The sequence below is a fragment of the Burkholderia semiarida genome, assembly GCF_029268935.1.
Lineage (GTDB): Bacteria > Pseudomonadota > Gammaproteobacteria > Burkholderiales > Burkholderiaceae > Burkholderia > Burkholderia semiarida.
Genome location: NZ_JAHLCL010000007.1, coordinates 1,712,234 through 1,725,744, shown reverse-complemented (window position 1 = coordinate 1,725,744; position 13,511 = coordinate 1,712,234). Strand labels below are relative to the sequence as shown.

The following is a 13,511-nucleotide window of genomic DNA, read 5'->3' as shown; positions in this document are numbered from 1 at the left end:
TCAGAAGAGATCGAGGATACGCCAGCCGCGGTTGCTTGCATGCGCGCGCAGCGTGTCGTCAGGGTTGGTCGCGATCGGGTCGGTGACTTTCTCGAGCAGCGGGATGTCGTTGTGCGAGTCGCTGTAGAAGTAGCTATGTTCGAAGTCGTCCCACTGCTTGCCGAGCGATGCGAGCCATGCTTCGGTGCGCACGATCTTGCCTTCGCGATAGCTCGGCGTGCCGGTCGGCCGGCCCGTGTACGGTGAGTCGGGATGCCCGTCGGTCGTTTCGACCTCGCACGCGATCAGCGTGTCGACGCCGAACGCGGTCGCGATCGGACGCGTGATGAATTCGTTGGTGGCCGTCACGACGCAGCACAGGTCGCCGGCATCGACGTGCTTGCGCACGAGTTCGAGCGCGGCGGGCGTCATCGCGGGGCGGATCACCTCGTGCATGTACTGCTCGTGCCATTCGGCCAGCTGCGCGCGCGAATACTTCGCGAGCGGCGTGAGCATCGCGCACAGGTACGCGTGGATGTCGAGCTTGCCGGCCTTGTAGTCGGCGAAGAACTGGTCGTTCTGACGCGAGAAGCTTTCCGCGTCGACGATGCCGAGCTTCACCATGAAGCGACCCCATTCGTGGTCGCTATCGGTGGGGATCAGCGTGTGATCGAGGTCAAAGAGTGCCAGATTAGTCATGGAAGCGCATTTTACTCGAAGCGGTTCGGGCCCGTGCCCGGTGGTGTGATGTCGTCGCCGGGACGCGCGAGCATCCGGCGCAGCAGCGGCAGCGTGACCGCGCGTTTCTGCTCGAGCGAGAAGCGGTCGAGCGCGTCGAGCAAGGCCATCAGGCTCGGCATGTCGCGGCGGAAATGGGTCAGCAGGTACGCGGCGATGTCGTCGGTGAGCGCGATCCCGCGCTCCTTCGCCGCGAGCTTGAGCACGGCGATCTTGCCGGCGTCGGACGGCGGCGACAGGTGGAACACGAGCCCCCAGCCGAGGCGCGTGCGCAGATCCTCGCGCACGTCGAGCGCGAGCGGCGCCGCCGGGCCCGCCGCGACGAACGCGCTCGACGGGTGCGCGCGCACTTCGTTGAACAGGTTGAACAGCGCGACCTGCTGCGTGTCGCTCATCCGGTCGCAGTCGTCGATCGCGTAGATGCCGATGCGCGGGTCGAACGTGAACGCGCCGAGCGGGCTCTGCGGGCTCAGGTAGCGCGCATAGCCGTACGACGCATCGCTCACGAGCGCCTGCAGCAGGTGGGTGCGGCCGCTGCCGGGCTCGCCCCAGATATAGAACGACCGGTCCGGCACGGGGCCGGCCGCGAGCGCGAGATCGAGCTTCTGCAGGCGCGTGACGAGCTCGTCGTTCTCCTCGCTCATGATGAAGTTGTCGAACGTGGCGGGCGGCGGCGTGCCGAGATCGAGCGTCAGTTGACGGGACACAGCAGTCACAGTGCGGATCGGTTGAAAAAACGCGTGCCGTACGCCGGGCGCGCGCGCGGGAAGGCGCCTCGGCCGGCTTCACGCGCGACCGTACGCACGGCGGCGCGGCGCGGGCTTCGGCGCGCTTCGCCCGGCGATGAAAACGGGGACGTGTTGACCAAGATGCAATCCCTGACGATTCGGTGCTGGGAATTCCGGCCAACGGGCCGGCTTCGGGTAAAATCGCATTTTACCGACCTTCTCGCATTCCCCCATGAATCCTCCGAAATCCGCTCCCGACGCTCAGGGTCTGTCCTATCGCGACGCAGGTGTCGACATCGACGCCGGCGACGCGCTCATCGACAAGATCAAGCCTTTTGCGAAGAAAACCCTGCGCGACGGCGTGCTCGGCGGCATCGGCGGGTTCGGCGCGCTGTTCGAAGTGCCGAAGAAGTACAAGGAGCCCGTGCTCGTGTCGGGCACCGACGGCGTGGGCACCAAGCTCAAGCTGGCCTTTCATCTGAACAAGCACGACACCGTCGGCCAGGACCTCGTCGCGATGAGCGTGAACGACATCCTCGTGCAGGGCGCCGAGCCGCTGTTCTTCCTCGACTACTTCGCGTGCGGCAAGCTGGACGTCGACACGGCCGCCACCGTCGTCAAGGGCATCGCGCAGGGCTGCGAACTGTCGGGCTGCGCGCTGATCGGCGGTGAAACGGCCGAAATGCCGGGCATGTACCCGGACGGCGAATACGACCTGGCCGGCTTCGCGGTCGGCGCGGTCGAGAAGAGCAAGATCATCGACGGCAGCACGATCGCCGAAGGCGACGTCGTGCTCGGCCTCGCATCGAGCGGCATTCACTCGAACGGCTTCTCGCTCGTGCGCAAGATCATCGAGCGCGCGAACCCGGATCTGTCCGCCGATTTCCACGGCCGCTCGCTCGCCGACGCGCTGATGGCGCCGACGCGCATCTACGTGAAGCCGCTGCTCGCGCTGATGCAGAAGCTGACGGTGAAGGGCATGGCGCACATCACCGGCGGCGGCCTCGTCGAGAATATTCCGCGCGTGCTGCGCGAAGGCCTCACCGCGGAGCTCGACCAGAAGGCATGGCCGCTGCCGCCGCTGTTCAAGTGGCTGCAGGAGCACGGCGGCGTCGCCGATGCGGAAATGCACCGCGTGTTCAACTGCGGGATCGGCATGGCCGTGATCGTCTCGGCGGCCGATGCCGACGCAGCGATTGCCGACCTGACCGCCGCCGGCGAACAGGTGTGGAAGATCGGCACCGTGCGTGCGACCCGCGAAGGCGAGGCGCAGACGGTCGTGGTCTGACGCATTGCCGCAGCAGATGCAGCAAGGAAAGCCGCCCGGGATGGATCCGGGCGGCTTTTTTTTCGGCCGCTCGAGCGCTCAGTATGGCCGGCGCCCGCCGACGCTCAAGCGGACGCTCGCGGCGCATTCGCCGGGCGCGCGCCGGCCAGCAGCGGCGGCACGAGCAGGTACAGCAGCGCGGCGCCAGCCCACACGAGCCCCGGCCACGTCGCGCGCGTCGCCGCGTAGGTTGCGGTAACGACCAGCGGCCCCGCGACGCCGATCAGGCTCGCCACGCTCGCCAGCGTGCCTTGCAGTTCGCCCTGGCGCGTATCGTCCACCTGCCGCGCGAGCATCGCCTGCAACGCTGGCAGCGTCATGCCGCCGGCCGCGAACAGCGGCAGCAGTGCAAACGGCACCCATGAGGCCGTGGCGAACGCGATGACCACAAGCCCGAGCGCATCGCCTGCCAGCCCCAGTGCGAGCGCGCGCCGCTCGCCGAGCCGCGCGATCAGCGGCCCGATCGCGAACGCCTGCGCGAGCGCGTGGCATGCGCCGTAGCCGGCGAGCGACAGTCCGGCGACCGGCGTCGACCAGCCGAAATGCTCCTGGCCGTACAGGATCCACAGCGTCGCGGGCGCCTGCGACACGAGTGCCACGATCACGTAGATGGCGACCAGCGGCGCGAGCGCGGGCGCGCCGCTCAGCCGGCGCAGGCTCGCGAAGGGGTTGAGCGTGCCGGCCGTCCGGCCTTCCAGGGCCGCGCGCGGCCGCGATTCCGGCAATGCACGCCACACGAGCACGAGATTCAGCGCGTTGAACAACGCGGCCGCGACGAACGGCGCACGCAGGTGCAGCGCGCCGAGCAGCCCGCCGATCAGCGGGCCGGCGATGAAGCCGATGCCCATCATCGCGCCGAGCTGGCCGAAGCGCCGCGCACGGTCGGGTTCGGCCGTCACGTCGGTCACGTACGCGGTCGCGACCGCGACGTTCGCGCCGGTGATGCCGGCGATCAGCCGCCCGACGTAAAGCCACGCGAGCGTCGGCGCGAGCGCCATCAGCAGATAGTCGAGCGCGGCGCCCGCGAGCGACGCGAGCAGCACCGGGCGGCGGCCGAGACGGTCGCTCAGCGCGCCGAGCAGCGGCGCGCACAGGAACTGCGCGAACGCGTACAGCGCGAGCAGGATGCCGTAGTGGGTGTCGGTACTGCCCGCGCCGGCGAGCGCGCGCAGCAGGCCCGGCAGGATCGGCATCACGATCCCGACGCCGATCGCGTCGAGCAGGACCGTGGCAAGAATGGCAATCAGGGACGGATTCAAGGGCATCACTCTATCGATGATAGAGTGAGGATTATTCCACAGTTTCCCTATCGGTGATAGAGATGAAGGACACAGGCGCGCGGCTGACGCGCGACACGGTATTGCGCGCGGCGCTCGAACTGCTGAACGAAGTGGGCATCGACGCGCTGTCGACGCGGCGGCTCGCCGAACGGCTCGGCGTGCAGTCGCCGACGCTGTACTGGCATTTCAGGAACAAGGCCGAGCTGCTCGACGCGATGGCCGAGGCGATCATGCTCGAGCGCCACGGCGCGTCGCTGCCGAAGCCGGGCGAAGTGTGGGATGCGTGGCTGGCGGAGAATGCGCGCAGTTTCCGCCGTGCGCTGCTGGCTTATCGCGACGGGGCGCGCCTGCACGCCGGCACGCGGCCGCGCGCGCTGCATTTCAGCTCGATCGAACGCAAGATCGCGCTGCTCGGCGACGCGGGGTTCACGCCGGACGAAGCGGTCGACGTGATGGTCGCGATCGGCCGCTTCGTGGTCGGATGGGTGCTGGAAGAGCAGGCGGCGCCGGACGCGGACGCCGATGCGTCGCTGCCGGACGCGGCCGACTATCCGTTGTTCGCGAAAGGCTGGGCCGTGCTGCGCGAGCGCGGCGGCGACGAAGCGTTCGAGCGCGGCATCGCATGGATCGTCGACGGCGCCCGCGCGCGCCTGGCGGCGCGTCGGGCGGATTGAGCGGTCAGCGCGGCGTGCGGCCGTCGAGCACGCGTTCGAGCGCGTCGAGCGCGCGAGCCGTCGAATCCGGCGCGATGCAGTCGACGACGATCCGTTCCGGCATCGCGCGCAGCCACGTGATCTGGCGCTTGCACAGCTGACGTGTCGCGAAGATGCCCTTGTCGCGCATCGTCCGGTAGTCGGTATCGCCGTCGAGGAATTCCCACGCCTGCCGATAGCCGACGCAACGCATCGACGGCAGATCGGGATGGAGATCGTCGCGGCGCCGCAGCCGCTCGACTTCGTCGATGAAACCCGCATCGAGCATCGCGTCGAAGCGCTGCGCGATCCGTGCGTGCAGCACCGCGCGATCCGACGGCTCGAGCGCGACCGGCACGAAGCGGTACGCGGCGGCCGCATCATCCGTGCGGCGCGGCGCGGCGAGCAGCGCCGACATCGGCTGCCCGCTCAGCATGAAGACTTCGAGCGCCCGCTGGATCCGCTGCGAATCGTTCGGCGCGAGCCGCGCGGCCGTGTCGGGATCGACCTGCGCGAGCCGCGCGTGCAGCGCGGGCCAGCCGTAGCGCGCGGCGTCGGCGTCGAGTGTCGCGCGGATCTCCGGGTCGGCACCGGGCAGGTCGTTGAGCCCTTGCGTCAACGCCTTGTAGTACAGCATCGTGCCGCCGGCAAGCAACGGCGTGCGGCCGCGCGCGACGATCTCGCCGATCAGCCGCAGCGTGTCCGTGCGGAATTCCGCGGCCGAATACGCATCGGCCGGGTCGATGATGTCGATCAGGTGATGCGGCACGCTCGCGCGCTCGTCGCGCGACGGTTTCGCGGTGCCGATATCCATGTCGCGGTAGACGAGCGCCGAATCGACGCTGACGATCTCGATCGGGCGGCGCGCGGCGAGCGCCAGCGCCGCGGCGGTCTTGCCCGAGGCGGTGGGGCCGAGCAGGCAGGCGATCGTTGTCGGAGTGGGCTGCGAGGAAGCGCTCATTGCCCGCGCATGAAGAGACGGTCGAGGTCGTTCAGCGTGAGCTGGTACCAGGTCGGCCGGCCGTGATTGCACTGGTCCGCGCGCTCGGTCGCCTCCATCTGGCGCAGCAGCGCATTCATCTCGTCGAGCGTCAGGCGCCGGTTCGCGCGCACCGCGTGATGGCACGCGAGCGTGCCGAGCAGCTCGTGCTGGCGCTCGGTGAGCACACGCGAGCCGCCGAACGCGTGCAGGTCGGCGAGCACCGCGCGCGCGAGCGATTGCAGGTCGGCATCCTTCAGCAGCGCCGGCACCGCCCGGATCGCGAGCGTCGTCGGCGACAGCACCGCGAGGTCGAAGCCGAGCGATTCGAGCGTGTCGCGCTCTTCCTCGACCGTGCCGATTTCGACCGGCGTGGCCGTCATCGAGATCGGCAGCAACAGCGACTGCACGGCGACCGAGCGATCGGCGAGCGCGTTCTTGAACTGCTCGTACAGGATTCGCTCGTGCGCCGCGTGCATGTCGACGATCACGAGGCCGTACGCATTCTGCGCGAGCACGTAGATGCCGTGGATCTGGCCGAGCGCGAAGCCGAGCGGCTGCTCGTCGTGCGCGCCGGCGGCGAGCGGCGCCGCGGCGAAGCCCGGCAGCGGCGCGACCGGCGCGTCGGCCGTATCGCGGGCGACGAGCGTCGTGCCGTCCGGCGTGCCCGCGCCAATGTCCTTGCGGCCGAACAGCGCATCGTAGAGCGCGAGCGGCTGCGCGACGGGCAGCGTGCCCTGCGTCATCCGCGCCTGGCGCATCCAGGTATTGCCCGCCGACGATGAAGACGACGGCGACGAGAAGCCGCTGCCGCCTGCCGCGTGGCCCTGGCTTTGGCCGAGCGGCGTGTCGACGAACGACGCCGGCCCGCGTGGCGCCGGGGAGAGTTGCGCGGCATGGCCGCCCGCGGTGGTTTCCGGCGACGCGCCCGCATGGCGGGCAAGCGCACGCTGCACCGCATGGAACACGTACTGGTGGATCGAGCGCGAATCGCGGAACCGCACCTCGATCTTCGACGGATGCACGTTCACGTCGACGGCTTCGGGCGGCAGGTCGAGGAACAGCACGTACGACGGGTAGCGGTCGCCGTGCAGCACGTCCTCGTAGGCCGCCCGCACCGCGTGCGTCAGCAGCTTGTCGCGCACGAAACGGCCGTTCACGAAGAAATACTGCTGGTCGGCGCGCCCGCGGCTCGCGGTCGGCAGGCCGGCGCAACCGTACACGGCGAGCGGGCCCGCCCGCTCGTCGAGCGGCAGGTGCGCGGTCGCGAAGCCGTCGCCGAGGATCTTCGCGACGCGCTGCGCGGGCTCGGTCGCATTCCAGTGCTCGACGGCCTTGCCGTTGTGCAGCACCGAGATCGCGACGTCCGGCCGCGCGAGCGCCGCGCGGCGGATCATTTCGAGGCAGTGGCCGAATTCGGTCTGCTCGCTCTTCAGGAACTTGCGCCGCGCGGGCGTGTTGAAGTACAGCTCGCGCACCTCGATCGTCGTGCCGATCGAGCCGGCGGCGGGCGACAGCACGCCCGTCTGCGCATCGATCTTCATCGCGTGCGCGGCATCGGCCGTGCGGCTCGTGATCGACATCTCGGCGACCGATGCGATCGATGCGAGCGCTTCGCCGCGAAAACCCAGCGTCGCGACCGCCTCGAGCTCCTCGAGCGAGCGGATCTTGCTGGTCGCGTGACGCATCAACGCGAGCGCCAGTTCGTCCGGCGGAATGCCGCAGCCGTCGTCGGTGATCGAGATGCGCTTGACGCCGCCTTCCTCCAGCACGATGCGCAGCGTCGTCGCGCCGGCGTCCATCGCGTTCTCGAGCAGCTCCTTGACGACCGACGCCGGGCGTTCGACGACCTCGCCGGCGGCGATCTGGCTGATCAGCTGGTCGGGCAGGGGCTGGATCGCGCGCAGCGGGCGCGCGGCGGGGGTGGGCGCGGCGCCCGCGGCCGTTTCGGTGATATCGGACATGGCCGAATTATAGCGAGGCGGCGAACGTGTGCCGGCGCGAGCGGCCGTTACGTTTTTTCACGGACCCTTAAGGGAGTTTCGGTATCATCACCCCGTTGCACGCGCCGCCCTGGCCGGCAGGCGCGTCGGCCATCTCTGGCCTGTCCCGGCCGTTCCGGCCCCATCGCCTTCGAGGAATCGCATTTGGATACGCTGCTTCATTTCGTCAACCTTGTCCTGCATATCGACGCTTTCCTCGGCGATTTCATTCGGCAGTACGGCGCGTGGGTCTATCTCGTCCTGTTCCTGATCGTGTTCTGCGAGACGGGGCTCGTCGTCTTCCCGTTCCTGCCCGGCGATTCGTTGCTGTTCATCGGCGGCGCGTTCGCGGCGACGGGTGAAATGAACGTCGGCCTGCTGATCGTGCTGCTGCTCGTCGCGGCGATTACCGGCAACACCGTGAACTACCTGATCGGCCGCTGGGTCGGCCCGAAGGTGTTCAATACGCATATCCCGGTGCTCGAGCGCTTCCTCGATCGCGCCGCGCTGCAGAAGACCCACTCGTTCTACGACAAGCACGGCGGCAAGACGATCGTGCTCGCGCGCTTCATTCCGGTCGTGCGCACGTTCGCGCCGTTCGTCGCGGGCGCGTCGTCGATGAGCGTCGCGCGCTTTCAGTTGTTCAACGTGATCGGCGCGCTGGTGTGGGTGCTGCTGCTCGTGCTGCTCGGCTATTTCTTCGGCAACATCCCGTTCGTCCGTCAGTACCTGAACGTGATCGTGCTGGTCGGGATCGGCGCGGCGATCGTGCCGGTCGCGCTCGGCGCGGTGTGGAAGCTCGTGCGCGGGCGGCGCTCGAACGGGGCGCCGAAGGCGGGCGGGCGCTGACGCGACGCGCTTCGACGCAATAAAAAAGCGTGGCGGCGGCCACGCTTTTTTTCGTCCGCGCGGTTCGCCGTGCGGTTCGGCTGCTGCCGTCACGCGTTGCGTTGCGAGACCGGCGTTTCGGGCGTCGGATAGCCCGCTTCGCGGAACGTCTCGAGGATCACGCGGTTGGTGTCGCAGTACACCTGCCAGTAGTTCTCCGGTTGAGTCGACGGGCGCACGAACAGCAGCGGGCCTTCCGGCGTGAACTGCAGCACGCCGACATCCGGTGCCGGCACTTTCAGCACGTTCGGCACCAGCTGGATCTGCGTCTTCAGGCGGTTGATCGCATCGGCCGCATCGACGCTGTTCGCGATCTTCGCGGTCAGGTCGACGCGGCGGTGCGGCGTCGCGCTGTAGTTCGCGATGTTGTCCGAGAAGATCTTGTTGTTGCCGACGATCGTCACGATGTTGTCGGCGGTGATGATCGTCGTGCCGAACAGGCCGAGCTCCTTCACCGTGCCCGTGACGCCGCCCGCGCTGATCACGTCGCCGATCTTGAACGGGCGCAGCACCTGCATGAACACGCCGGCGGCGAAATGCGCGAGCAGGCCGCCCCAGGCCGTGCCGATCGCGAGGCCGAGGCCGGCGAGCAGCGCGGCGAACGAGGTCGTCTGTACGCCGAAGATCTGCAGGATCGCGAGGATCAGCAGGATCGTCAGCAACACGCCGACGACGGAGGTCAGGTAGTCGGTGAGTGTCGGGTCGACCTTGCCGCTGCGGCGCACGACCTTGCCGAGCAGGCGCGTGCCGATGCGGATGGCCCAGCGGCCGACGAACCATAAGACGATCGCGGCGAGGAGGTTGAGGCCGAAGTCGAGGCCACGGGTCATCAGGAATTGCTGGGCGGTGGCGAGATCGATCATGCGTTCTCCGAAGTCAAGGGTAAAAGGGCGGCGCATGCACCGGAATGGGTGCGCTTTTATAACCTGACCGGCGAGCGGCCGGCAACCGGGCTGACATTGCTTGACGTAGTGAAAAACGGGCGGGACGTGGATGCGTGCGGCCCGTTTGAGGACGGCCTGTCGTGGCGCGCGGCGCGCGGCGGGCGTCGAGTCGCTTGTCGCGCCGCGCGGCCGTAGGTGCCGTCGAGGCGGGCGGTGTCGTCCTCGCCGAGATGCGTGCCCGACTGCACTTCGATCGGTTCGAGCGGAATCTTGCCGGGGTTCGCCGGACGGTGCGTCGTGCCGAGCGGGATGTCGGTCGGCTGGTTTTCAGTCAGATCGCGCCGCGGTGGCCGACGATGGCACGGTGCTCGCGGTGAGGGCGATGCACGACGGGCGGCGGACGACGTTCGACGATGGGCATCAGCCGTTCAACGGCAATTTCCGCATGATCGCGTGCACGCATTCCAGCGGACCTGCCTCGCCCGTGCGCACATGCACGTCGGGCGATACCGGCTGCTCGTAGATCGATTCGATGCCGGTGAACTGCCGAAGGGTCCCTTGCCTTGCCCGCGCGTAGAGCCCTTTGGGGTCGCGCGCTTCCGCCACGTCCAGCGCGATGTCGACGAAGACTTCGAAGAACATGCCCTGCGGAAAACGTGCGCGCGCTTTGGCGCGTGCCTCGCGAAACGGCGAGATCTGGGCAACGATGACGACGAGCCCGGCATCCACCATCAGGCGCGCGACCTCGGCTGTCCGACGAATGTTCTCGTGGCGGTCTGCGTCGCTGAATCCGAGGTCCTGATTCAATCCTTCGCGAAGCCGATCGCCGTCCAGCAGAAAAGTCCGCAGACCGCGCGCATCGAGTTGCTGCTTCAGCAGGTTCGAGAGGGTCGATTTGCCGGCGCCGGAGATACCGGTGAGCCATACCACGAAGGCATGGTCCTGCTTCATGCTGGAAAGCACGGATGGATCGCGCGTGAGCGTGACAGGGGGAGAACGGGGGAGATCTTGAGCCATCTCGGATTCGATGTGCCGGTAACGGCCTCGTACTTTAATTGTGAAGCGGATTCATTCGTCGGCGAATTGTAGCGGTGCTTTTCAAAATTGGTAACTTGAATATTTTAATCAGGAATAAACGTTCGCCTTCAGTCGGCGTGACGGCGTGCGAGCATCGCCCGCACGGTAATGATTGCCGATCCGCCGTAATAATTCGAAATGAATGCGTGTCGCCGACAGGGTTCTCGACCGTGTGTCGATTATTGCCGTGGTTCCCGGTCGGGATGAATCGCAAGGGCATCGATTTTTTTATTCAGCGAAAACTGTGCTAGTGCGCAGCATCCGCTTTCGCCATGCGACTCCGTCGCTCATTATCGAATTGGGGAATTATCCGAGGCGTTTGCCCGATCGTATTCGTCGCGCGATGATTCGTATCGCTTTCGATTGATCTGGCAGTACCGGGCGTCGGCCCGGCGCAACCGGATCGGCGAAACGGCCGTATCGCACCGAAGTACTCGCCACCTGGACGCGCTCGATTCGTCAGAACTGCGGCATGTCACTTGTGCCGCGGCCCGAACGGCCGCTGCTGCACGTCGGCGCCGTGCGCGACGATCGCCATCCCCTCCGGCACTTCCTCCCACGCGCCGCGCAGGTCGACGAGCGGTTCCGACACGACCATGAACGCGTCGTCGCCGGCTTCGGCGATGCGCGGGTTATGTGGATACAGCTCGTGCAGATGCTTGAACGACGTGCTGTGGAATAGCGAGCGCGATTGCCGTTCGCTCGAATAGCGCACCGCGACGATCCGTTCGCCGTCGGTCGTGCAGATCGTCATGTTCAGCGGGTCGGTGACGCGATGCCGCGCGGCGGTTTCCTCGACCACGCCGACCATCCGTTCGAGCGCCGGCAGCGGCGCCTGCTCGAGACCGTACGTGAGCGCGAGGCGGAACATCAGCTCGGAGTCGGTCGAGCCTTCGAGCGTCGGGAACAGCGCGGGATCGACCTTCATCGTCAGGTCGCGGCGCAACTTGTGGAAGTCGCGGATCAGCCCGTTGTGCGCGAACAGCCAGCGGCCGTGACGGAACGGATGGCAGTTGGTTTCCTGCACGGGCGTGTCGGTCGCCGCGCGAATGTGCGCGATGAACATCCGCGAGCGGATCGCACGCGCGGCTTCGCGCAGGTTGCGATCGTTCCATGCGGGATGCACGGAGCGATAGCGGAACGGGAGTTCGTCGGGATGCCCGTACCAGCCGATGCCGAAGCCGTCGCCGTTGGTGGTCGTGGCGCCCAGCTCCGAATGCAGGCTCTGGTCGATCAGCGAATGCTTCGCGCGGAACAACACGGTTTCCAGATGGATCGGATTACCCGTATAGGCGAGCCAGCGGCACATGGAGCGCTCCTTCACGATGTATCGTTCGCGCATGGTAGCCGACTGAGCGGCGTTGCCGCATCGAGGCGCGTCACCGGCAATCGTCATACATGGCGGCCGCATACGCGCGATGGACCACCGTGCGGCCGCACTGCCGGCGTGACGCAACGCAGCCGTTCGACGCTGCGGTGCGGCACGACGGCAGTGCCGCACCGCGTCGGCTCAGTCGCCGAGCGCGTCCATCACACGCGCCGAATAGACGAGCGCCGCGCCGGCATTCAACGCAATCGCGACGCCGAGCGCTTCCGCCACTTCCTCCCGGGTCGCGCCATGCTTGGCCGCTTCGGCCGTGTGCACGGCGATGCAGCCGTCGCAGCGCGTCGTGACGGCCACCGCGAGCGCGATCAGCTCGCGCGTTTTCGCGTCGAGATGGCCGGTTTTGGCCCCGGCGCCGGACAGCGCCTGGTAGCCGGCCAGCGTGTCGGGCGACAGCTTGGCGATGTCGCCGATACGCGTCGAGAGCTCCTTCCGGTATTCGTTCCAGTTCAGCATGATGCGTCCTTTTTCGAGAAGAGTGACGAGCGCGGCGGCTGCCGCGATCTCGGGCGATGCAAGGCTATTCTGATCGCTCTCGATGAGGGTTTCGATAGGCGGGAGTGTGGATTTTCAGCGCAGTCGTTTCGTGGATGCATGGGGTCGGCTGTTGTCGCCGGGGCGCAGCCATGTCGAGCTCGACATGCACTGCTTGCTCGACGGCCCCGTTCGCGATGCCGCACGGCCCGCTGCCGCCCGGCGAGGCGGCGTTCCATCTGGCGCCGGCCGGAACCTGCCGGCTGCGTGCCGCCGACGCACGCACGCTGCAACGCTCTGACGGCGATTTCGTGCTGTTTCCCGGCGCGTACGACGTATTCATGCTCGCGTGCCGGTGCGCGGCTCGGCCCGCCGGGCCAGGCCGTGCTGCAGCCGCCGGCGCAATCGTGGACGGTCGAATCGCTCGGCGCCGCGGCCGCGATGCCGCGCGCCAAAGCTGCTACCATGCGCAAAACGCAGTTCAACGACAACGATTTCGAACAACAAGAAAGAGAGGGCAAAGCAATGAACCAGACCACCATCCAGCAACCGTCGTTCGCATTCGTGGCCGCGTCGTGGGCCGCGCTGCTCGCCGGTTTCGCGGCATTCCTGATCGGGCTCTGGAACGCCGGCATGCAGCTCAACGAGAAGGGTTACTACTTCACCGTGCTGGTGTTCGGCCTCTATGCGGCGATCTCGCTGCAGAAGAGCGTGCGCGACCGCGCGGAAGGCATTCCCGTCACCGGCATCTACTACGGCCTCAGCTGGATCGCGCTGCTGCTGTCGATCGCGCTGCTGATCGTCGGCCTTTTCAACGCGACGCTGCAACTGAGCGAGAAGGGCTTCTACGCGATGTCGTTCGTGCTCGCGCTGTTCGGCTCGGTGGCCGTGCAGAAGAACACGCGCGACTTGCAGAACGCGAAGCCGCGCTATACCGACGCCGATTCCGCACCGTCGATCCACGAGTGACGGCAGGCGCAGCGGGCGCGCCCGCCGAGGCCGCCCGTTGCGCGACGACGCTCGCTGCGCCCGCATTCGCCGGCGCGCCGCGGCCCCGCTGTCTTTTCGTTTCGTCCATGCCGTCACGCATGACGATGGA

General features: G+C 67.5%; 14 protein-coding genes and 2 pseudogenes. 6 read left to right on the top strand and 10 right to left on the bottom strand.

Features of this window, described 5'->3' with window-relative positions; translation table 11 throughout:
- Together KPB06_RS21005 and hda are read right to left on the bottom strand one after the other, a co-directional pair.
- Positions 1-678: a histidinol-phosphatase gene (locus KPB06_RS21005; RefSeq protein ID WP_059574277.1), complete on the bottom strand. Its 678-nt coding sequence runs from the start codon at positions 676-678 to the stop codon at positions 1-3.
- An 11-nt stretch (positions 679-689) separates the two neighbouring features.
- Entirely contained in the window at positions 690-1,424 is a 735-nt protein-coding gene (hda, locus tag KPB06_RS21000) for a DnaA regulatory inactivator Hda (RefSeq protein WP_059574276.1), read from the bottom strand.
- Positions 1,425-1,677: 253 nt separating this feature from the next.
- On the opposite strand from hda, the gene purM reads away from it, so the two are divergent.
- The gene (gene purM, locus KPB06_RS20995) at positions 1,678-2,733 is read left to right on the top strand and encodes a phosphoribosylformylglycinamidine cyclo-ligase (RefSeq protein WP_059574275.1); all 1,056 of its coding nucleotides are present in this window, start codon (positions 1,678-1,680) and stop codon (positions 2,731-2,733) included.
- A 104-nt stretch (positions 2,734-2,837) separates the two neighbouring features.
- On the opposite strand, the gene tet is transcribed toward purM, so the two are convergent.
- A complete protein-coding gene (gene tet, locus KPB06_RS20990; RefSeq protein ID WP_059574274.1) occupies positions 2,838-4,037 on the bottom strand; it encodes a Tet(A)/Tet(B)/Tet(C) family tetracycline efflux MFS transporter in 1,200 nt (399 codons plus the stop codon).
- A 56-nt stretch (positions 4,038-4,093) separates the two neighbouring features.
- Between tet and tetR the strand changes: the two genes are divergently transcribed.
- The gene (tetR, locus tag KPB06_RS20985; protein ID WP_059574273.1) at positions 4,094-4,726 is read left to right on the top strand and encodes a tetracycline resistance transcriptional repressor TetR; all 633 of its coding nucleotides are present in this window, start codon (positions 4,094-4,096) and stop codon (positions 4,724-4,726) included.
- 4 nt (positions 4,727-4,730) lie between these two features.
- On the opposite strand, the gene miaA is transcribed toward tetR, so the two are convergent.
- Together miaA and mutL are read right to left on the bottom strand one after the other, a co-directional pair.
- Positions 4,731-5,705, bottom strand: a complete 975-nt coding sequence (gene miaA / locus KPB06_RS20980; RefSeq protein ID WP_059574272.1) for a tRNA (adenosine(37)-N6)-dimethylallyltransferase MiaA — start codon at positions 5,703-5,705, stop codon at positions 4,731-4,733.
- Complete coding sequence (gene mutL / locus KPB06_RS20975) at positions 5,702-7,687, bottom strand: DNA mismatch repair endonuclease MutL (RefSeq protein WP_059574271.1); 1,986 nt, start codon at positions 7,685-7,687, stop codon at positions 5,702-5,704. The genes miaA and mutL overlap by 4 nt, the downstream gene beginning before the upstream one ends.
- A gap of 183 nt (positions 7,688-7,870) precedes the next feature.
- On the opposite strand from mutL, the gene KPB06_RS20970 reads away from it, so the two are divergent.
- On the top strand, positions 7,871-8,554 hold the full coding sequence (locus KPB06_RS20970) for a DedA family protein (RefSeq protein ID WP_059574270.1): 684 nt from the start codon (positions 7,871-7,873) through the stop codon (positions 8,552-8,554).
- 89 nt (positions 8,555-8,643) lie between these two features.
- Here KPB06_RS20970 and KPB06_RS20965 read toward each other — a convergent pair whose 3' ends face one another.
- From KPB06_RS20965 to cysC, 3 genes and pseudogenes are all read right to left on the bottom strand, one after another.
- Positions 8,644-9,456, bottom strand: a complete 813-nt coding sequence (locus KPB06_RS20965) for a mechanosensitive ion channel family protein (RefSeq protein ID WP_059574269.1) — start codon at positions 9,454-9,456, stop codon at positions 8,644-8,646.
- 200 nt (positions 9,457-9,656) lie between these two features.
- Positions 9,657-9,812: pseudogene (locus tag KPB06_RS20960) on the bottom strand (mannose-1-phosphate guanylyltransferase/mannose-6-phosphate isomerase); the annotation flags it as partial.
- Positions 9,813-9,897: 85 nt separating this feature from the next.
- Positions 9,898-10,428 (bottom strand): adenylyl-sulfate kinase, encoded by a 531-nt coding sequence (gene cysC / locus KPB06_RS20955; RefSeq protein ID WP_059574268.1) that lies wholly within the window; start codon positions 10,426-10,428, stop codon positions 9,898-9,900.
- Between the two features lie 268 nt (positions 10,429-10,696).
- Here cysC and KPB06_RS20950 point away from each other — a divergent pair, with 268 nt between their 5' ends.
- Positions 10,697-10,921 carry a hypothetical protein gene (locus tag KPB06_RS20950; RefSeq protein ID WP_155634603.1) on the top strand — a complete coding sequence of 75 codons (225 nt, stop codon included), beginning with the start codon at positions 10,697-10,699 and terminating at the stop codon, positions 10,919-10,921.
- Between the two features lie 108 nt (positions 10,922-11,029).
- Here KPB06_RS20950 and KPB06_RS20945 read toward each other — a convergent pair whose 3' ends face one another.
- Together KPB06_RS20945 and KPB06_RS20940 are read right to left on the bottom strand one after the other, a co-directional pair.
- Complete coding sequence (locus KPB06_RS20945) at positions 11,030-11,863, bottom strand: class II glutamine amidotransferase (RefSeq protein WP_059574267.1); 834 nt, start codon at positions 11,861-11,863, stop codon at positions 11,030-11,032.
- Positions 11,864-12,064: 201 nt separating this feature from the next.
- On the bottom strand, positions 12,065-12,394 hold the full coding sequence (locus KPB06_RS20940) for a carboxymuconolactone decarboxylase family protein (protein WP_059574266.1): 330 nt from the start codon (positions 12,392-12,394) through the stop codon (positions 12,065-12,067).
- A gap of 130 nt (positions 12,395-12,524) precedes the next feature.
- Here KPB06_RS20940 and KPB06_RS20935 point away from each other — a divergent pair.
- Together KPB06_RS20935 and yiaA are read left to right on the top strand one after the other, a co-directional pair.
- Positions 12,525-12,748: pseudogene (locus tag KPB06_RS20935) on the top strand (cupin domain-containing protein); the annotation flags it as partial.
- Positions 12,749-12,937: 189 nt separating this feature from the next.
- A complete protein-coding gene (gene yiaA, locus KPB06_RS20930) occupies positions 12,938-13,381 on the top strand; it encodes an inner membrane protein YiaA (protein WP_059574344.1) in 444 nt (147 codons plus the stop codon).
- Positions 13,382-13,511: the final 130 nt, after the last annotated feature.

Bases quoted from the DNA above. Each gene is read 5' to 3' on its own strand.
- tetR (WP_059574273.1), top strand. From the start codon at position 4,094: ATGAAGGACACAGGCGCGCGGCTGACGCGCGACACGGTATTGCGCGCG.
- cysC (WP_059574268.1), bottom strand. From the start codon at position 10,428: ATGAAGCAGGACCATGCCTTCGTGGTATGGCTCACCGGTATCTCCGGC.
- KPB06_RS20950 (WP_155634603.1), top strand. From the start codon at position 10,697: ATGCGTGTCGCCGACAGGGTTCTCGACCGTGTGTCGATTATTGCCGTG.
- KPB06_RS20965 (WP_059574269.1), bottom strand. From the start codon at position 9,456: ATGATCGATCTCGCCACCGCCCAGCAATTCCTGATGACCCGTGGCCTC.
- tet (WP_059574274.1), bottom strand. From the start codon at position 4,037: ATGCCCTTGAATCCGTCCCTGATTGCCATTCTTGCCACGGTCCTGCTC.
- miaA (WP_059574272.1), bottom strand. From the start codon at position 5,705: ATGAGCGCTTCCTCGCAGCCCACTCCGACAACGATCGCCTGCCTGCTC.
- KPB06_RS20940 (WP_059574266.1), bottom strand. From the start codon at position 12,394: ATGCTGAACTGGAACGAATACCGGAAGGAGCTCTCGACGCGTATCGGC.
- yiaA (WP_059574344.1), top strand. From the start codon at position 12,938: ATGAACCAGACCACCATCCAGCAACCGTCGTTCGCATTCGTGGCCGCG.
- purM (WP_059574275.1), top strand. From the start codon at position 1,678: ATGAATCCTCCGAAATCCGCTCCCGACGCTCAGGGTCTGTCCTATCGC.
- KPB06_RS20945 (WP_059574267.1), bottom strand. From the start codon at position 11,863: ATGTGCCGCTGGCTCGCCTATACGGGTAATCCGATCCATCTGGAAACC.
- mutL (WP_059574271.1), bottom strand. From the start codon at position 7,687: ATGTCCGATATCACCGAAACGGCCGCGGGCGCCGCGCCCACCCCCGCC.
- KPB06_RS21005 (WP_059574277.1), bottom strand. From the start codon at position 678: ATGACTAATCTGGCACTCTTTGACCTCGATCACACGCTGATCCCCACC.